This window comes from Amycolatopsis antarctica (assembly GCF_002262875.1).
Lineage (GTDB): Bacteria > Actinomycetota > Actinomycetes > Mycobacteriales > Pseudonocardiaceae > Amycolatopsis > Amycolatopsis antarctica.
Genome location: NZ_NKYE01000020.1, coordinates 1 through 18,153, shown reverse-complemented (window position 1 = coordinate 18,153; position 18,153 = coordinate 1). Strand labels below are relative to the sequence as shown.

Genomic DNA, 18,153 nt, shown 5'->3' with positions numbered 1-18,153 from the left:
CGCCGATGGCACGAACGTTGCGTGCGCTGATCACCAACGATGACGGGATCGGTTCGGAGGGACTCGTCGTGCTCGCCCTCGCCGCCGTCGAGGCTGGCCTGGAGGTGACCGTCGCCGCCCCGCACACGGAAGCCAGCGGCACCGGTGCCGGCCTGACCGTGGTGCCGGAGGACGGCCGGTCCGTGGTCGAGAAGACCACGCTGGACGGACTGGACGGGATCCCCTGCTTCACCGTCACCGCCCATCCCGCGTTCATCACGCTGGCGGCGATCGGCGGCACCTTCGGGCCGGCCCCCGACGTGGTGCTGTCCGGGGTGAACCGGGGGGCGAACACCGGGCGGGCGGTGCTGCACTCGGGCACGGTCGGTGCCGCGCTCACCGCGGGAGCGAACGGCCTGCTGGGGCTTGCCGCCTCCCTCGTCGTCCGCGACGGCCCGCCGCGCTGGGACACCGCCGCGGCCTTGCTGCCCGCGGCGCTGCCTCCGCTGCTGGGCGCCGAACCGGGCACGGTCCTGAACGTCAACGTCCCGGACGTGCCGCCGGCCGAACTGGGCGCCCTCACCGATGCCGGGCTGTCCTCGGCGGGCGTGGTGCAGGCCCGGACGAGCGGTGAGGACGGCCCCGCCACCGACGTCGCGACCACCGTCGTCCCTGGCCGTGCCGAACCCGGAACCGACGAGGACCTGCTCGACCGGGGCCTGCCGACGGTGACCTCGTTGCGTCCGGTCTCGGCGGCGGGCGGACGGTTCGGCCAGCGCCCCCCGGACTGACCCGGAGCCGCGGCCACCCGCACCCGCCACTCCTCCCGGCCGCGGTACGTCGACACTGCGCTCCGCTGCCCCCGTATGGACGAGCGATCGGGGGAGGGCTGGCCACCGCATGTGAGATTGCCTGACACGGGGTGCCCTGTAGCGGACCATCATTTGTCGACCTATTTGGGTCGTATGAACAGGTCAGGCAGGGGTAAGGCAGGTCGGCGGGGTCGTCCGGTGCGTGAGGTGCCGGTCCTGGACTCGTACGTCCGGTTGTCGTGGAACCCGAACACCGAAGAGTTGGAAAAGATCGAGGACCAGCTTGCGGACAATGCGAAGGTCATCGAACGAACGAACGAACGAACGAACGGGCGAGGCGTTGTCCGATGGACTCTCGGCGTGGAAACGCTCGGTCCGCCGGAGGGGTGGGAACGGCTACTCGAACGCGTGGAGTCCGGCGAATCGGACGGAATCGTGGTCTGGCATGTCGATCGTTTGTTCCGGCAGCCGTGTGACTTGGAACGTCTGATCGAGTTGGGGGAACAGGGTTTCGTGATCGCGTCGGCGCACGGAACTCGGAACCTGGCCAGTGCCGATAATCGGTTCATTTTGCGGATCGAGGTGGCGCAGGCCGCTAAGTCCAGCGGTGACAAGTCGCGGCGGGTGAAGCGCCGGTTTCAGACGTTGCGGGAGACCGGCCGCAAGACCGGGGGCCGCGTGCGTTCGGGTTCGACGGCAATGTGCCGTTGACCCGCGAAGACAGTGACCGGCTCGCGGAGTCGGGCGAGGAACGCCCGGTGGTGTCGGCGGAATTGGTGGCATCCGAGCGGCAGGCGTTGCGGGATGGGTCGTCGGCGTTGGTGTTGGGGGTGTCCTATGCGCAGATCGGGCGGGAGTGGAACGCGGCGGGGTTGCGCACGGTGTGGGGCCGGACGTGGGTGGCGATCGGGGTGCGCGATGTGCTGATACGCGGGATCAACGCGGGGTTGATCGAGCACGAGGAGTGGAGGTCGGGCGGCTGCCCGGCGACACGATCGTTGATCCGGCGGTGTTGGACCGGGTACGGGCGTTGGTGACCGGCCGACGTCGTGGCCGCGCCTACGGGGAACGCTATCTGACGTCGGGGATTCTGCATTGCGGAAGGTGCGGCCGGGCCTTGTCCGCGCATCCGGTGTCGGTGGACAGCAAGGGCAGGCCGCGCAGTGTGTACCTGTGCAACAAGCAGCGGCGCGGGTGCGGGCAGATCAGCGCCAACGTGCGCCGGGTAGACGCGGTGCTGGAAGAGTTCGTAGCCGAGCGGTTGTCGGACCCGGAACACGCGTCGGCGGTGTCGGCGACCCGCGCCCGCACCAATGAACGGCTCGCCGGGGTGCGCGGCGAGATCGAGGACTGCGAGAGCATCCAACAGGCGTTGGCGGACCGGCTCGCCCGGCGAGAAATCACGTTGGCGGCGTTCGACGGGTCGAACGCCCGGTTGGTGGAAGACCTCGCGCGGCTGACGGCCGAGCGGGACGCGCTGCCCGGCGGGGTAGACGGGCCGGTCGAGGCGATCGACCCCGACGAAGTACGCGCCGAATGGGACGACGCCGATCTCGCGGGGCAACGCGGGATGCTCGCCCGCGCTATCGGCACGGGACAACGGCTCTACATCGAACCCGTCACGCCGGGCCGGAAGTTCGATCCGACCCCGGGTCCGGCTCGACAAAATCCGGCCGGTCACCGCACGGTCGTAGACTTGGCGCACCCTCGAACCCCGTGTTTCGGGGGTTTTCGGGTGTTCTGCGGTTGCCGTTCTCCTGCCTCCCTGGACGGTGTTTGTGCTGGTCAGTCCAGGGAGTTTTGGTCAGGGAGGAGTAAGGGAAACTTCCCTGACTCCCTGGCGTCCTCCCTGTCCCGTCGGGCGAGGCGTCGAATGTCCGGTTGGTGGAAGACCTCGCGCGGCTGACGGTCGAGCGGGGACTCGCTGCCCGGCGGGGGCGCGGACCGGTCGAGGCGATCGACCCCGAAGAGGTCCGCGCCGGAATGGCTCGACGCCGATCTTGCCAGGCAACGCGGGGATGCTGACCCGCGCTATCGGCACGGGACAGCGGCTCTAAACGACGGCTCACCGCTCATCGGCGCCCCCGTCCCCCTCCCCGACCTCGCGGTCGGGGAGGGGGTCACCGTGTGCACCCTCCGGCCCCGGATTTCGGGGGTTTTCGCCGTCTCCGGCGGTGTCCGCGCCTTGCCTCCCCGAACCGTGTTTGCGCTGGTCAGTCCAGGGAGTTTTACTCGGGGAGGCGGGGAAAACTCCCCGCCTCCCCACTGCCTCCCCGGCGTCCTCCCCGGCCCCGTCGGGCGAGGGCGTCGGCGAGGTCGTCGGGCCAGACGACCATCACGCCACCATGGGACTTGCAGTCCGGGGACACCGTGGTCCCGCGCAGGGCGTGCAGGTCGCGTGCTGTCCACGGTTCGTGCTCGCCCGGGTTATGTCCGGCGAGGCGAGCAAGCGCGGGTTCGCTCGAACGCCATCGGTCACGATGGGAGTCAGGCTGTAGGTGACGATGACGGGGTTCGGCGTTCACGCGGGTGCTACTCCAGGCGAGTGACGGCAGCGACGATCTGGAAGAAGTTCTTCCGCCCGGATTCGCCGTGGCTACACTCGGCGGCCGAGGGAACACGACGTGATGTCAACCAGGGGATGGGTTTGAGGGGGAGTGGGTGAGTAGGTACAGCGCGCGCAAGAAGCGGGTGCCTGCCGTCATCGACGCCGACGAGCTGCACTACATGCCGCCCGAGGTGTGGGTGCCGATCCAGCCCCCAGCCCAGCGTGCGACCGAGGTGATGTTGGAGCTGCGGGACACCAGGACCAATGGGCTCGGGCTGATGGCGTATTCGTCGGCCGAAGCTCTCGCCGCAGCCCGCGGCCTGGACCAGCCCTGTGTGCAGATCCCCGCCCCCGAGCTGTCGCGCACGCGGAGGATCGTCGGATTCGACTGCGTCCTCATGGACGTCGGCGTCCCCGAATCGACCGAGGGCGAACTACCGGAGCTGGTGCCGCCGTCGAACACGGGTCTGCTGTATGTGCCGTCGCGGTCGCATCGCATCGGGTCCAGCAATCACGCCGAGATCAACTTGTTCGAAACTGAGCACGGTGAAGTGGTGCTGCTGGCGTACAGCTCGGTGCAGCAGTTGCGGGAGTGTTGCGGGGAGCGGCAGCCGTGGATCGCGATCCACGGCGAATCCATCGAATCTGTCAGCTACCAGGCGGGGGCGGACCTGGTGCTGTTCAACGAACCACCACAAGGGTAGGGGGACCCAAATATGAGTGGCGACGATGTAGTGCACGGATATGAAGTGGACCCGGCCGGTTTGGAAGCCGTCGCCGGGACCTTGCGGGATGGGGCGGATTCGTTCGAGGGGTTGACGAACTCGGCCCCGATCGCGCCCGACTGCGGCAGCAGCACCAACGAAGTCGCACAGGCGATGGGGAAACTCGTCGCCGCCGGAGCCACGTTGAGTGGGCTGCTGGACGACACCGCCGGAAAGGTGCATTCGGCGAACGGGTCGTACGACACCATCGAGAATGTCGTGACCAAGTCGATGACCGGGCCGCAACCCAAGTGAACACCGACAACTCTGGAGGGAGGTTGTTATGGGCGACAGCATGATCCTGAACACCCACGTCCCCGGCGACGAAGCCGCTGCACGCGAGTCCGCAACATGGCTGGGCACCTACGCGGAACGAGTCCATCAAGCCGCCTCAGCCGCCACCCGAGCACGAGTGGACTCCAACAATGCTTGGGCCGGTCCGGCCGGGAAAGCGTTCCGGGAAGCCGTCACGCCCCTCGGGAGTGATGGCGACCGGATCGGGGAGAACACCACCAAGCTCAAACAGGGCCTGGAGGCGTTCGCTGATGCGTTGGCGACGGTGAACGGGAAGATGCACGACGCGCGCGGCAAAGCCACTGCTGGCGGGTTGAAGGTGACGCCGAAGGAGATTTGGCCGCCGGAGCCTGCGCCACCGGCGCCGCCGATGACCAGCGGTCGCAGCCCGCAGTCCCCGGCTGATGCGCAGCAAATGTCAGCGGAACACAACGCCGCCATGGATGCCTACAACGGCGCAGTGGATCGGGTGAACGCGCAAGCGAAAGTGTTCAACGAATGCCGCGCCCTCGTCGATGACGCGCGCAACATCGAGAAGAACGCGCACACCGCGCTGGTTCAGGTCGCGACCGGTGTCGCCGACTGGGTCCGAACCGCGAAGACGTTGACGTCGCAGGCCGCCGGGACGGTCGCCAGCATGATCAAAGGCGGGCAAGGATCGATCAACGACCTGAACAAGTTGGCCGTTGAGCTGACCGACGCGGGCAATATCTTCGAAAAGGTCTCCACCAATCAACTCCTCAATGCCACCGACCGCACCACGCTGGCGGCGTGGTCGGCCGACTCGCACACGAAGGCCGAAAGTCACGCGGCCCGTGCCGGGCAGATCGACCGGATGATGTCGAAGATCCCGGAGTCCGCGCGGACCGCGATCGAGTGGAACGCCGGGAACCTCATCAAAGATCCCACGAGCATCCTGGGGAAGGGTGGAAAGACCATCCTCAAGGGCCTCCCCGTTGTCGGAACCACCCTGAGCGTCGCCTCGTCGGTCGGAGACGTGATCATGGGGGAGGACCCAGGGAAGGCGGCGGCCAAGCTCGGTGGCGGCTTAGCCGGAGGGGTTGTCGGCGGCTGGGCCGGTGGAGCCCTCGGCGGAGCGATCGCCGGATCGAGCGTTCCAGGTGTCGGCACCATCGTCGGTGGCCTCATCGGCGGGCTCGTCGGTACGGTCGGCACCACCGAGATCATCGATTCGAGCATGGGCGATGGCTGAACCGGAGTACCACGACGCGGTCGCAGGCGAGCAAGTGGGTTCGGTCTGGCTACCAGCGAAACCCGACCCCGACACAGGGCAACCACGTCCCCCGCACGCGCCGGCGTTCTCGGGGAAAGACACAGCCCCGGAACTCGACACTTTGCGAGACAGCACGCTGTCCCGCAAACACGAACCACCACCCGGGCAAGGGCCTACTCTCGTCTGGTACCGCTCCAGCCGTCGCGGCTCGTTCCTCGGAGCGCTGTGGGTGGTCGGGCTGGTCTGCTTCGGTCTGTGGGTGAGCCGGGGCTTCGACTTCTACCTGTTCGGGTTCTGGCAGATCTGGCTGGTCATCCTCGCCGGGGCCACGTTGGGGTTCTTCATCGGCAAGGCCGAGAACTGCGCGGCCGGGGCGGAATGGGTAATGGAGAACAAAGTGTGGGTGCGTACCTACGAACTCGTCAAGATCAACGCCTACCCGTACAGCAACACGCTCAACCTGCACCTGACCGATTCCGGGGACCGGAAGCTGGAGATCAGCCTCAGCCGCCTGCAAGACGATCGACGGATCTGGGACTACGTGTACAACGGGCTGCTCCACTCCGTGGTGAACAACCGCGCGGACACCAACGCCCTTGCCCGTCGCACCCTCGGGCTCCCGAAAGCCGATCACAACATCGGATAGACGGCTGCTACAGGGTTCCGGTGAATGTGACGGGCACATCGGCGACGCCGTCCACAGATACGACCAGCGGTCCCGGTTGGGCCCCGCTGAAACCGTACGAGATCGTCTCCCGTCCGCCGGGCGGAACATCGTTCGCTGTGATTCCCCCGCTGAAGCCGTTCTCGTCGTCATAAACCTCGACGGCGGGGGCACCGGCCACCTCTGCCTTGACGAACAGTCCAACGACGGGGAACGCCTCGGGGCCGGTGTTGGTCAGCGTCACGTCCACCGCGAAGGCGGGCGCGTTCGGCTGCGGTTTCGCCCGAGCAGACGTGGTGACGGGGCGTGGAGGCGGCACTGTCACCTGCATCCGCCCAGTATCATGCACCTTCCCCAGCGGGAGCGTTGTCGCCGTGGACGGTGCCTCCGAGACGGCCTGCCCACCCTCGTCGCTACTACACCCTGTCAACACGGCCCCGGCGACTACGAGTAAAGCTAAGGCGGTACGGGGCCGCAACGACATTCGGTTGCCTTCCTGTGGGGGCTCAAGGGACAGGGGAACTGTACTGGGATCATGGCCAACCGCTGCCGACCCTGGACCGAGCACAACAGAGGCAGGTCACAAATAGGTCTCCAAATATGGCTTCGGGGTCGCGCGACACGGGTGCACGGTCGGCCGGGGCGCGCTTCGATGTCCCGGACCGGCCACCGAACCCGAAGGTTGATCATGCGGCCACAGCCGAAACGTCCGCGCGGCCGATCCCGCGGCGACGTGGGCAGGACGGTCCGATCGTGAACCCGGGCATCATCGGTCAGGCGGCGGTCCTGTTCGCCGTCACCAACATCGACGACGTCGTCGTCCTGGCGCTGTTCTTCGCCCGGGGCGCCGGGCACCGCGGTGCGACACGCGCCATCGCCCTGGGTCAGTACCTCGGCTTCGGGGCCATTCTCGGAATCGCCGTCGCCGCCGCGTTCGGTGCCACCCTCCTGCCGGACGGGGCCGTTCCCTATCTGGGCCTACTGCCACTCGGCCTCGGCGTCAACGCCGCGATCCGGGCCTGGAGACACCGCCACGACGCCGACGAGGAGAGGTCCACCGAGGGCGGCGGGCCGAGCGCTCTCGCGATAGCCATGGTCACCCTCGCCAACGGCGGGGACAACATCGGCGTCTACGTGCCGGTCTTCGCCACCGAGGGCGTCGGCGGCATGAGCGTGTACGTTCTGGTGTTCCTCCTTCTGCTCGCCGTCTGGATCGCGGCGGGCAGGTACTTCGCCACGCGCGCCGTGGTGGCGAGGGCACTGGCCCGGTGGGGGCACGTCCTGCTGCCGGTGGTCCTGATCGGTATCGGCTTGCTCATCCTCGTCGAGGGCGGCGCTTTCGGCGTGTAGCCGGGGCGCGTGGCAACGACGGAGGTCCGCGGGCCGGCCCTGTCGCGGGGTTGTGTGAGACTCGGGGTGGCCTTCCGGACGGCCGGACAACCGAGGAGCGTGCCGGTGAAGTACATGATCCTGATCTACAGCAATCCCGAGACCCCGTGGACGGGATCGGAGAGCGACAAGCAGACGTTGCGGGACCTGTTCGTGCTGCGGGACGAGCTCGTCGAGTCGGGGGAACTGCTCGGATCGGAGGGCCTGCTGGAGCCGGACAGCGCGAAGACGGTGCGGATCCGCGAGGGGCTGCCGGTGGTGACCGACGGGCCGTTCGTCGAATCCAAGGAACACCTGGCGGGCTACTTTCTCGTGGACTGCGTGTCGGAGGAGCGGGCGGTGGAGATCGCGGCGCGCAACCCGATCGCCGCGACCTGGGCGGTGGAACTTCGCCCGGTCGCCGAGGAGCGGGTGATGCGCTTCTGACCTGGCCGGATACGTCCGGGCAACAAACTTCAACTGAGCGTTGACGTCTTCAACAGCAAGTTGTAGCGTCCACGGCCTGTGGTTTCCCCAGGTCGTGGAGGTATCCCCATGCGTTCTCCTGTCTCGCGCCGGTATCGGCGGACCGGATCGCGGAGTCTCGTGGCGCTGGCCGGCGTGGTCGCCGTGCTGGTCGCCGGCTGCGGTGGCGGCCCGGATGGAGCCGGGGGTGGTGACGAGCAGGCGGCGGGATCGACCTCGGTACCGGACACCGCGGCGATTCTCGGGAAGGTGACCGAGGACCAGCAGCTCGCCGCCGCTCTGCCCGCGCAGACCGCCGAGTCCGGCACCTTGCGCATGGGTTCCTACCTGCAGTCCGCGCCGAACAACTTCTACGCCGGAGACGGCAAGACCCCCGTCGGTTACGAGGTCGACCTGGCCAAGGCGATCGCCGGGAAACTCGGCCTGACGGTCGCGCACGAGGACATGGCGTTCGGCTCGCTCATCACCAGCCTCCAGTCCGGCCGCATCGACGCCACCATGGCGGCGATGAACGACACCCCGGAGCGGCAGCAGCAGATCGACTTCGTCGACTACTTCACCTCCGGCATCACGATGATGGTCAAGAAGGGCAACCCGGACGCGATCGCCACGCCGGATGCCTTGTGCGGCAAGGCGGTCGCTGTTGTCCAGGGCACCAGTCACCAGGAGTTCGCCGCCGAGCAGAGCGAGAAGTGCGCCGCCGCGGGGCAGGGCGCGCTGACCGTCACGGCCACCGACAGCGACACCCAGAACCAGAACCAGCTCCGCACCGGCCGGGTGGCCGCCGTGCTGAACGACCTGCCCAGCGCCGTCTACGTGTCCAGGACCGCGGGGGACGGCGGCTTCTTCGAAGTGGTTCCCGGGGAGCCGATCAACGGCGGTCCGTACGGAATCGGCGTGAACAAGAACAACCGGCCGCTGGCCGATGCCATGCAGAAGGCCCTGCAGGCGCTCGTCGCCGACGGGACCTACGGGCAGATCCTGCAGGCCTGGGGTGTCGAGCAGGGCGCGATCGAGCAGGTGAGCGTCAATGGCGGGACCTGAGGTGTCCACCGGCACCGCGGTGTCCGCCCCGCCGGAGGGTGAGCTGCCGATCGTCCGGCTGCGGCACTGGGGACGCTGGGTCAGCGCCGCCGTGATCATCGCCCTGCTGGCCGCGCTGGGAGTGGCTCTCGCCGACGCGCAGATCGAGTACGGCTCCGTCCCGGAGTTCCTCTGGTACCGGGTGATGGCGGTGGGCCTGCTGAACACCGTGCTGCTGGCGGTGATCTCCCAGGGGCTGGCGATCGTCATCGGGATCGTCGTCGCACTGATGCGACGCTCGGCGAACCCGGTCGCCAGGGCGTTCGCGGTGGTCTACATCTGGCTCTTCCGCGGGCTTCCGGTGCTGTTGCAGATCCTGATCTGGTACAACCTCGCGCTGGTCTTCGAGTACATCTCGATCCCGCTCCCGTTCGCCGACGGCTACCTGCTGCACGAACCGACCAACGTGCTCGTCAGCGCGTTCGTCGCCGCACTGCTCGGGCTCACCCTCAACGAGAGTGCCTACATGGCGGAGATCGTCCGGGCCGGACTGTCCAGTGTAGACAAAGGGCAGACCGAGGCGGCGAAGTCGATCGGCATGAGCCCGGCCGCGACCCTGCGCCGGGTGGTGCTGCCGCAGGCGATGCGCGTCATCATCCCGCCCACCGGCAACGACTTCATCAACATGCTCAAGGCGACGTCGATGGCCTCGGTCATCGGTGTCACCGAGCTGATCCACGCGTCCAACAACATCTCCTCGAACAACCTGCTGGTGATGGAGACGCTGCTGGCGGCCGCGATCTGGTACATGGTCGTGGTGACCGTCGCGGGGTTCGGCCAGTACCACCTGGAGCGGCGGTTCGGGGCGGCCGATCGCGCGGGCGCGGCTCCCGGCCCGTGGGCACGGGTGGCCAGGGCGCTGCGCACCGCGCCACTGACGAGGGGGAGGGAACGTGTCTGAGCAACCGCTGCTGCGCGCGGTCGGTGTCCGCAAGCGCTACGGGGCGACCGAGGTGCTCCGCGGTATCGACCTGTCCGTCCACAAAGGACAAGTCGTGTGCCTGCTCGGTCCCTCCGGTGCGGGCAAGAGCACGTTCCTGCGCTGCGTCAACCACCTGGAGACCATCGACGGCGGGCAGGTGTGGGTCGACGGCGAACCGATCGGCTTCCGGCTGCGCAACGGGAAACTGCACGAACTGCGTGAGCGCGAGGTCGCCCGCCAGCGCCGCGACATCGGCATGGTGTTCCAGCGCTTCAACCTGTTCGCCCATCGCAGTGTGCTGGAGAACGTGGTGGAGGGCCCGGTGACGGTGCTCGGTACCAATACGGCACAGGCCAGGAAGACCGGCCTGGAACTGCTCGACCGGGTCGGGCTCGCCGACCGTGCGGGCGACTATCCGGCCCAGCTCTCCGGCGGGCAGCAGCAGCGGGTCGCGATCGCGCGTGCGCTGGCGATGCGTCCCAAGCTGATGCTGTTCGACGAACCCACCTCGGCACTGGACCCGGAACTGGTGGGTGACGTGCTGGAGGTCATGCGCGATCTCGCCGCGGAGGGTATGACGATGATCGTCGTGACGCACGAGATGAGCTTCGCCAAGGAGGCCGCCGACGAGGTCGTGTTCATGGCCGACGGCGCCGTGGTGGAGAGCGGCCCGCCGGACCGGATCCTGGCCGATCCGAGCCACCAGCGGACCCGCCAGTTCCTGGCGCGGGTGCTGTAGTGGACCGGATCTCCGCCCGTTACCTGGTCCAGTTCGACGAGCCCGCGGGCTACCTGGACTTCGCGCGCTTCGGCCCGCCCTCGCACGCCGTGGTCGACACGACGGCGACGCTGCTGGAACGTTCGACCAGAGCCGACCCGTCCACAGTGGACGATCTGATGCTGCAGGAGGTCCGGGCCAAGGCCGCGGTCGCGCGACTCTGCGGTACCGACACCGATCACACGGTGTTGCTGCCCCACACCAGCCTCGGGTTGTTCCAGGCGGCGTTCAACGCCACCGGTGAGGTGCTGGTGTCGGCGGGGGAGTTCCCGGCGAACACCTACCCGTGGGCGCGGGCCGAGCAGGCCGGCCGGGTGCGCGTCCGATGGCTGCGGCCCCCGGAGGGCATGGTCACCCCGGCCGCGGTCGCCGCGGCGCTGACACCGGACACCACCGCCGTCTCGGTCAGTGCGGTGGACTTCCGCACCGGTCACCGGGCGGATCTGGCCGCCCTGCGCGACATCGTCGGGGACCGGCTGCTGGTGGTCGACGGTATCCAGGCCTTCGGTGCGGTCGACGCCGACTGGCGGGCCGCCGACGTGCTGGTGGCAGGCGGGCAGAAATGGCTGCGGGCGGGCTGGGGAACGGGTTTCGCGGTGCTGTCCGACCGTGCGCTGGAACGGCTCGACCCGCTGCTGTCCGGCTGGACGGGGGCACGGGATCCCGGTCTGTTCGACGACGAGATCCATCCCGCCGCGAGCACCGCCGCCGGCTGGTCGATCAGCAACCTGAGCCCGATCACCTCCGGTGCGTTCGCCGCGGCGCTCGAACTGGTCGAGGAGGTCGGTGTGCCCGCCATCGAGGCCAGGATCGCCGGGCGTCTCGGCGAACTGGACGAGGTGCTGCGCTCGCACGGTGCGCGGATCGTGTCGGCGACCGGGCCGCGGGGCGGGATTCTCGCGTTCGCCCTGCCGGGACTGCCCGGCGAGCAGGTGGGCGCGGCGCTGGCCGCGGACGGCATCACCGCGACCGTCCGGCCGGGGCACGTGCGGCTGTCCCCGCATGCCTCGACCGGCGCGGACACGGTGGGAATGCTGCGCGAATCGCTGACCAGGCTCACCCGGCCCGCACCTGTCACCGGGGCGTCCGGAACGCGAGGGGCGGCCACCCCGGGCGGGCGTGACGTACTGAGCGCCCTGGTGCCCGCCGTCGACGGGCTGGCCGCGATGCTGGGACCGGGCAACGAGGTCGTCCTGCACGACCTGTCCCGGCTGCCGGACTCGATCGTCGCCATCGCGGGCGGGCTCACCGGTCGCGACGCGGGCGGTCCGATGACCGACCTGCTGCTCGGCCTCGTGCGCCGCGGCACCACCCAGGACCTGATCAACTACGAGACCCACGGACCGGACGGCAGGCCGATCCGTTCGTCCACGATGTTCCTGCGCGACGCGGACGGCACCGCCGTGGGCTGCCTGTGTGTCAACAGCGAACTGGCCTCGCGACCGGACCGGCAGGGTGCGGCCGCGGACGGTGCGGAGACCTTCCCGCCCGATGTGGACAGTTTGCAGCGCTTTCTCGTCGACCGGGCGGTGCGCAAGGTCGGCATCCCGGTCGAGCTGATGAAGAAGCGGCACAAGGCGGCCGTGGTCGGCGAACTCGACGAGGCCGGGTACTTCCTGATCAAGGACGCCGTGGATCAGCTCGCCGGGCAACTCGACGTCACCCGCTACACGATCTACAACTACCTGAACGAGATCCGGGCCTGAGCACGGCCCGGATCTCGTCCGGGGATCACGGCCGGCCCGCGGCGGGGAAGGTCAGCGGCGCGAGGTGCAGTCCGCCCTCGCCCCAGCCCGCGCCGGTGACCCAGGTGGTGCCGTCCGTCTCGGTGACCACTTCGGACGCGTGGGCGGGAATGTGGCCCGCGGGCGCGTCCACCGAGAAGTTCAGCGGATCCTGGCTGAGGTAGACCCTGGTGTCCTTGTAACCGGGGTCGCAGCAGACGAACAGGTACCAGCCGTCCGGCCGCTGCACGACGAACGGTGACTCGGTGGGGCCGCCGACCGTGCCGGACGCGGGATGCTCGAACGCGACCCGCTTCTCGCTCCAGGTGAGCAGATCGGGGCTGGTGCGGTAGGCGACCTGGTGGTTGCCGCCGGTCGGGGTGCTGTTCGCCGTGTAGTACATGACCCACTGCTCACCGATCCGCGTGACCATCGGATCGCGGGCGTCGAAGCCGTCGGTGAACAACGGGTTGGCCGGGCTGCGGGTCCAGGTGACCAGGTCGGTCGATGTCGCCAGATGCATCCGGTACGCGGCGTGGTCGGGCGTGCCGCCCGCGTAGAACATGTAGTAGACGCCGTCGGAGTGGATCACGTGCGGCGCCCAGATGTGGCTCTCCCCGGCCGCGGGGTCGGCGGTCAGCGCGAACGGCTGTTTCGTCCACGGGCCCTTCGGCGACGGGGCCGTGGCGTGGCCGAAGTTCTTCTCGTCCAAGGGATTCGCGGGCTCCGCGTGGGTGATCGCGTAGACGTGCCATTCGCCGGTGACGACGTCCTGGATCATCGTGTGGTCGTTGTAGTACCAGGGTTCACTCTCGCCGACCGAGGGGTCGTACACCCGGACGAACTCGCCGGCGGAGACGCCCTGGGGCACGGCAGCGGGGCCTTGCGCGGTGGTGCCCTGTGCGGTGCCGGTCAGTGTGCCGGTCAGCGCCGCGGCGGCCAGCGCGGAGACCAGCAGGGCGGCGACGCGCCCGGTCCGGTGTGCGGTACGGATCGTCATTGATCGCGCCTCCCGATCGGAGAGCCGGGTAATCGATTACCGGCAGTCTTGCCGCCGGTCCTGGGGACGTCAATAGACCGTTCGGCCTCCGCCGCGGCCGGATCGACGCCGACCGTGCCGACCATCGGCGCCGGTGGCGATCTACGATCAGAGCCCACCTGTCGACGCCGATAGGAGCCCCCTGTGCCACCGCTCGCCAGCAGGATGCCCGGCCGTGCGCCCTCGCGTACCCGGCGCTTCCGCCGAGGGCCCGACCCGGTCGCGGTGCTCGCCGCCGCCGAGGGCATCGCGGGCGACCTGCGCGACGGGCTCGCCGGCACCGGGGCGCACCGGGCCGCGCGGCGGCTGGGCAGGCTGCTCGGCGGGACCCCGATCGGCCTCGGTGACCTCAGCGGGTCCGTCGCCTGGGCGGGCGCACCGCCGTCCGGCCTCGACGATCTGGTCGAGCACGTGGTCCGGGAAGCACTGCACGGCGAATCCCCGCTGCGTTCCGGCAGGCTCACCGGTGTGCCGCTGCACGTCCGCGACGAACTCGCCGGGGTGCTCCTGCTGCACGGCCCCGTCACGAAGCGGGCGATCCGGGTCAGTTCCCGGCTGATCATGAACGCGCTGGAGCACGGGCGGCTGGAGGCCTCGGCCGATCAGGCGGCGGAGGCGGAGATGCGGGCGCTGCGTGCGGAGATCTCGCCGCACTTCGTCTACAACGCGCTCACCGTGATCGCCTCGCTGGTGCGCTCCGATCCCGAACGTGCCTGTGATCTGATGCTCGACTTCGCCGACTACACGAGGTACAGCCTCGCCGGGCACGGCGAGTACACCACGCTCGCCGAGGAGTTCCGGGCGGTGGAGACGTATCTGGCGCTGCAGCGCGCGGTGCTCGGCGAGCGGCTGCGAGTGCAGGTGCGTGTCGCGCCCGAGGTGCTGGCCGTGGCCGTGCCCTATCTGGTGCTGGAACCCTTGGTGGAGAACGCGATCCGGCACGGGATCGAACCCAGGGCCGAGATCGGCACGGTGCAGGTGCGCGGTGAGGCGGTGGGCAACGAGTGCGTGATCAGCGTGGAGGACGACGGCATGGGCATGGAGCCCGCGGCGCTGGAGGCGATACTCGCCGGGCGCGGTGAGGAGGGCAGTGTCGGCCTCGCCAACGTCGATCGGCGGCTGCGGCACGTCTACGGTTCCTGGTTCGGCCTGGTCGTGGAGACCGAGGTCGGGGCCGGAACCCGGGTGGTGGTAAGGGTTCCGCGGTTCCAGCCCGGGGTGGTCGCACAGTGACGGCGGTGGGGCTGCGGGTACTGGCGGTCGACGATGTCGCACCCGCGCTCGACGAGCTGTGCCGCCTGCTCCGGGAGGCTCCCGAGGTGGCCGAGGTCGCGGCGGCGGGGGACACCGTGAGCGCGTTGAAGCTGATTCAGGCGGAGGCGTTCGACGCGGTGTTCCTGGACATCTCCATGCCGGGTATGGACGGGCTTGAACTGGCTTCCCTGCTCGCGAAACTGGCTCAGCCGCCGGAGATCATCTTCGTCACGGCACACGAGCGGCACGCCCTCGCCGCCTACGGCATCGGCGCGGTGGACTACCTGCTCAAGCCGTTGCGGGCCGAACGGCTCGCGGCCGCACTGGCCAAGGTCTCCCGGCTCGCCTCGGCCGACGAAGCCGGACGGGCACCGTCCTCACCGGACTCGATGGCCGCACTGCCGGTGGAGTCGGCAGGCCGGACCCGGTTCGTGCGCCGGGCCGACGTGCGGTTCGCCGAGGCTCACGGCGACTACGTCCGGCTGCACACGCCCGCGGGCGTACATCTGGTGCGCATGCCCATCTCCAGGCTGGAGGAGTACTGGTCGGGTTCCGGATTCGCCCGCGTGCACCGGAGTTTCCTCATCTCGCTCGGATTCGTGGTGGAGCTGCGCAGCGACTCGGCGGGCGGTCTGCTGGCGCACACCGACGCGGGCGACGTGCCGGTGAGCCGCAGGCACGGGCGCGAACTGCGGGAGCGGCTGCTGCAGGCCGCGCAACGCGGGGAACTCGGCGACCCGGGCGCGACGGCGCCGTGACCTCCCCGCGCCGCGGCGCCGCCCTCTGGCCGCACGGTCGCGCCAAGCGGGCGACGGTGATGAGTCCGCAGACCAGGCTCGCCCACTCCCGTCGGCGTGAACGTGGCAGGTGGAGGCTGCCGCAACTCGACCGCCGCGACGGCGAGCGCGCACTGCTGCTGTACCGGCGGCAGCGCCGGATCGCCGTCGGCGCGCTCGCCGCCATGTTCGGCCTGCTGTTCCTGATGCCGCTCGCTTTCGCGCTGTGGCCCGGAATCGACGAGGCGGTCCTGTTCGGCATCCCGTTGCCGTGGCTGCTGCTGGCCGTGCTGCCGTACCTGGTGATGGTGGGCCTGGCCAGGTGGGCGCTGCGCCGCGCGGAAAGGGCCGAGTCGCCGGACGCGGCCGTTTCCGCCACGGCACCTGATCGGGAGGGCTGATGGTCGCCGTTCTGGCGGTCACGCCCGTCGTGCTGTTCACCCTGCTGATCGGCCTGCGCGGGGTGGCCGCCATGCGGACGACCTCGGATTTCCTCGTCGCCTCCCGCCGGGTCTCGCCGCTGCTGAACTCGGCCGCGGTGTCGGGGGAGTACCTCTCGGCCGCGTCCTTCCTCGGAGTGGCCGGCCTGGTCGTCAAGGACGGGGTCGGTTCCCTGTGGTATCCGGTCGGGTTCACCGCCGGATACATTGCGATGCTCGTGCTCGTGGCCGCGCCGATGCGCCGCTCGGGGGCGCTCACCGTGCCGGACTTCGCCGAGGCGCGGCTCGCCTCGCCCGCGCTGCGCAGGCTGGCCGCGCTGGTCGTGCTGGTGATCGGCGGGTTGTACCTGGTGCCGCAGTTCCGCACGGCAGGGCTGGTGCTCAGCGCGGTGAGCCAGACGCCGTACTGGGTCGGCGTCGTCATCGCGGGCACGGTGGTGAGCGCGACGCTCGCGCTGGGCGGGATGCGCGCCGCGACCTACGTGCAGGCGTTCCAGTTCTTCCTCAAGCTGCTGCTGTTCATCGTGCCCGCGGTGTGGCTGCTGGTGCAGGTCGGCGTCTCCGACCGGGAGGAGGCGCTGAACCCGGTCGGTTTCACCACGTTCACCCGCGACACCGAGTTGACCGTCGACGTCGACGTGACGCTGGAACTGCCGGGGGAGACCGCCGTGCGCGAACCGGGCGGTGCCGAGCGGGTGTTGCCGCCGGGTGAACTGGAGGTCCGTTCCGGGGAGACGATCGTCTTCGCCGAGGGCGGTGCGGTGCCGGACGTGCGGGGTGGGGTGACCCTCGGCGGCGAGGACTGGCGCAGGCCGCTGCTGGGGTCGGCCGACGAGGGGCATCCGCTGCTCGGCACCTGGGCCGTGCTGGTGGCGACGATGCTCGGCACGATGGGCCTGCCGCACGTGCTGATGCGCTTCCACACGAGTCCGGACGGCCGCGCCGCCCGTCGGACCGCGGCGATCACCGTCGGCCTGCTCAGCGTGTTCTACCTGTTTCCGGGGATCTACGGTGTGCTGGGCCGGGTGCTGGTCCCCGAGCTGTACCTCTCGGGTGCCACCGACACCGTCGTCGTCGCCCTGCCCGCGCAGGTGGACGACGGCTGGCCGGGCGTCCTGTTCACCACCTTGCTGACGGCGGGAGCGTTCGCGGCGTTCCTGGCGACCTCGCTCGGCCTGCTGCTGGTGGTGTCCGGGGCTATCGCGCACGACCTCATGCCGGGCAGCCTGCGCAGGCTCCGGGTGACGGTGCTGCTCGCGGCGGCGGCGATGGTGCTGCTGGCTCTGCCGTCCGTAAGGCTCGACGCGGGTGTGCTGGTGACCTGGGGGTTCACCGTGGCCGCCTCCACCTTCTGCCCGCTGCTGGTACTGGGGATCTGGTGGTCGAGGCTCACCGCGGCGGGAGCGATCGCCGGAGTGCTCGCCGGGCTGGTCGCCTCGGCCGGATCGATCGGGATGACCCTGTTCGGCCCGCCGCTGAGCGGGGTTCCGTCCATTCTGGTCGCCCAGCCCGCACCGTGGTCGGTGCCGCTCGCGTTCGCGGTGATGGTGCTGGTGTCGCTGGCCGGTACGCCTCCCGCGTGGTCGACGGCCGCGATGCTGCGCCTGCACCTGGACGAGGACCGGCACCCGGCCGGGCCGTCCCACTCGACCGTGGCCGTGACCCGCTCGTCGACCGTTCGTCGCAGAATCCGGCGGTTCGTCCGCTGACCGGGCTCCGCGCTGTGTGGTCTACCTAACATGTCGCGGAACATCCGCCGGACTTTTCTGGAGGCGTAGTGAGCATGACCGAACGGGATGTCGGCGACGGCGGACCGGCTGACGACCTGTGGCAGGAAGTGCACGAAAGCCAGGACTTCCGGGAGTTGAAGCGGCGCCTGCGGGTGTTCGTGTTCCCGATGACGGGTTTGTTTTTGGTTTGGTATTTGTTGTATGTGTTGTTGGCGGATTATGCGCATGGGTTTATGTCGACGAAGGTTGTGGGGAATA

General features: G+C 69.3%; 21 protein-coding genes. 19 read left to right on the top strand and 2 right to left on the bottom strand.

The window, feature by feature from the left end; genetic code table 11:
* Positions 1–5: 5 nt before the first annotated feature.
* The 8 genes from surE to CFN78_RS25005 all read left to right on the top strand — a co-directional run bounded on the left by surE (position 6) and on the right by CFN78_RS25005 (position 6,277).
* Positions 6–770, top strand: coding sequence for a 5'/3'-nucleotidase SurE (gene surE, locus CFN78_RS25035; protein WP_165777699.1), 765 nt, complete (start codon positions 6–8; stop codon positions 768–770).
* A gap of 219 nt (positions 771–989) precedes the next feature.
* Positions 990–1,502 carry a recombinase family protein gene (locus CFN78_RS25030; protein ID WP_165777698.1) on the top strand — a complete coding sequence of 171 codons (513 nt, stop codon included), beginning with the start codon at positions 990–992 and terminating at the stop codon, positions 1,500–1,502.
* Positions 1,499–1,828: a hypothetical protein gene (locus tag CFN78_RS29345; RefSeq protein WP_165777697.1), complete on the top strand. Its 330-nt coding sequence runs from the start codon at positions 1,499–1,501 to the stop codon at positions 1,826–1,828. Before CFN78_RS25030 ends, CFN78_RS29345 begins: the two co-directional genes overlap by 4 nt.
* Before the next feature lie 80 nt (positions 1,829–1,908).
* Entirely contained in the window at positions 1,909–2,697 is a 789-nt protein-coding gene (locus tag CFN78_RS25025) for a hypothetical protein (RefSeq protein ID WP_165777696.1), read from the top strand.
* A gap of 755 nt (positions 2,698–3,452) precedes the next feature.
* A complete protein-coding gene (locus CFN78_RS25020; protein WP_133116460.1) occupies positions 3,453–4,043 on the top strand; it encodes an SAV_915 family protein in 591 nt (196 codons plus the stop codon).
* Between the two features lie 12 nt (positions 4,044–4,055).
* On the top strand, positions 4,056–4,358 hold the full coding sequence (locus tag CFN78_RS25015; protein WP_133116459.1) for a WXG100 family type VII secretion target: 303 nt from the start codon (positions 4,056–4,058) through the stop codon (positions 4,356–4,358).
* A 28-nt stretch (positions 4,359–4,386) separates the two neighbouring features.
* On the top strand, positions 4,387–5,610 hold the full coding sequence (locus tag CFN78_RS28880) for a hypothetical protein (protein WP_133116458.1): 1,224 nt from the start codon (positions 4,387–4,389) through the stop codon (positions 5,608–5,610).
* 142 nt (positions 5,611–5,752) lie between these two features.
* Positions 5,753–6,277: a hypothetical protein gene (locus CFN78_RS25005; RefSeq protein WP_133116457.1), complete on the top strand. Its 525-nt coding sequence runs from the start codon at positions 5,753–5,755 to the stop codon at positions 6,275–6,277.
* Between the two features lie 7 nt (positions 6,278–6,284).
* Here CFN78_RS25005 and CFN78_RS25000 read toward each other — a convergent pair whose 3' ends face one another.
* A complete protein-coding gene (locus CFN78_RS25000; RefSeq protein WP_133116456.1) occupies positions 6,285–6,626 on the bottom strand; it encodes a hypothetical protein in 342 nt (113 codons plus the stop codon).
* A 422-nt stretch (positions 6,627–7,048) separates the two neighbouring features.
* Here CFN78_RS25000 and CFN78_RS24995 point away from each other — a divergent pair, with 422 nt between their 5' ends.
* From CFN78_RS24995 to CFN78_RS24970, 6 genes are all read left to right on the top strand, one after another.
* Positions 7,049–7,645, top strand: a complete 597-nt coding sequence (locus CFN78_RS24995) for a cadmium resistance transporter (protein WP_094865477.1) — start codon at positions 7,049–7,051, stop codon at positions 7,643–7,645.
* Positions 7,646–7,759: 114 nt separating this feature from the next.
* The gene (locus CFN78_RS24990; RefSeq protein ID WP_240519685.1) at positions 7,760–8,110 is read left to right on the top strand and encodes a YciI family protein; all 351 of its coding nucleotides are present in this window, start codon (positions 7,760–7,762) and stop codon (positions 8,108–8,110) included.
* A gap of 108 nt (positions 8,111–8,218) precedes the next feature.
* A complete protein-coding gene (locus CFN78_RS24985; RefSeq protein WP_094865476.1) occupies positions 8,219–9,193 on the top strand; it encodes an ABC transporter substrate-binding protein in 975 nt (324 codons plus the stop codon).
* Positions 9,180–10,133, top strand: a complete 954-nt coding sequence (locus tag CFN78_RS24980; RefSeq protein WP_094865475.1) for an amino acid ABC transporter permease — start codon at positions 9,180–9,182, stop codon at positions 10,131–10,133. The genes CFN78_RS24985 and CFN78_RS24980 overlap by 14 nt, the downstream gene beginning before the upstream one ends.
* Positions 10,126–10,893 (top strand): amino acid ABC transporter ATP-binding protein, encoded by a 768-nt coding sequence (locus tag CFN78_RS24975; protein WP_094865474.1) that lies wholly within the window; start codon positions 10,126–10,128, stop codon positions 10,891–10,893. The genes CFN78_RS24980 and CFN78_RS24975 overlap by 8 nt, the downstream gene beginning before the upstream one ends.
* Complete coding sequence (locus CFN78_RS24970) at positions 10,893–12,638, top strand: aminotransferase class V-fold PLP-dependent enzyme (protein WP_094865473.1); 1,746 nt, start codon at positions 10,893–10,895, stop codon at positions 12,636–12,638. Before CFN78_RS24975 ends, CFN78_RS24970 begins: the two co-directional genes overlap by 1 nt.
* Before the next feature lie 25 nt (positions 12,639–12,663).
* Here CFN78_RS24970 and CFN78_RS24965 read toward each other — a convergent pair whose 3' ends face one another.
* Positions 12,664–13,656: a family 43 glycosylhydrolase gene (locus CFN78_RS24965; protein ID WP_094865472.1), complete on the bottom strand. Its 993-nt coding sequence runs from the start codon at positions 13,654–13,656 to the stop codon at positions 12,664–12,666.
* Positions 13,657–13,860: 204 nt separating this feature from the next.
* Here CFN78_RS24965 and CFN78_RS24960 point away from each other — a divergent pair, with 204 nt between their 5' ends.
* The 5 genes from CFN78_RS24960 to CFN78_RS24940 form a co-directional block, all read left to right on the top strand.
* Positions 13,861–14,928, top strand: a complete 1,068-nt coding sequence (locus CFN78_RS24960) for a sensor histidine kinase (RefSeq protein WP_094865471.1) — start codon at positions 13,861–13,863, stop codon at positions 14,926–14,928.
* Entirely contained in the window at positions 14,925–15,707 is a 783-nt protein-coding gene (locus tag CFN78_RS24955) for a LytR/AlgR family response regulator transcription factor (RefSeq protein WP_240519680.1), read from the top strand. Before CFN78_RS24960 ends, CFN78_RS24955 begins: the two co-directional genes overlap by 4 nt.
* Positions 15,708–15,766: 59 nt before the next feature.
* Entirely contained in the window at positions 15,767–16,126 is a 360-nt protein-coding gene (locus tag CFN78_RS24950; protein ID WP_094865571.1) for a DUF485 domain-containing protein, read from the top strand.
* On the top strand, positions 16,126–17,874 hold the full coding sequence (locus CFN78_RS24945; protein WP_094865470.1) for a sodium/solute symporter: 1,749 nt from the start codon (positions 16,126–16,128) through the stop codon (positions 17,872–17,874). Before CFN78_RS24950 ends, CFN78_RS24945 begins: the two co-directional genes overlap by 1 nt.
* 74 nt (positions 17,875–17,948) lie before the next feature.
* A partial coding sequence (locus CFN78_RS24940) for a DUF485 domain-containing protein (RefSeq protein WP_133116463.1) occupies positions 17,949–18,153 on the top strand: 205 nt, incomplete at its 3' end.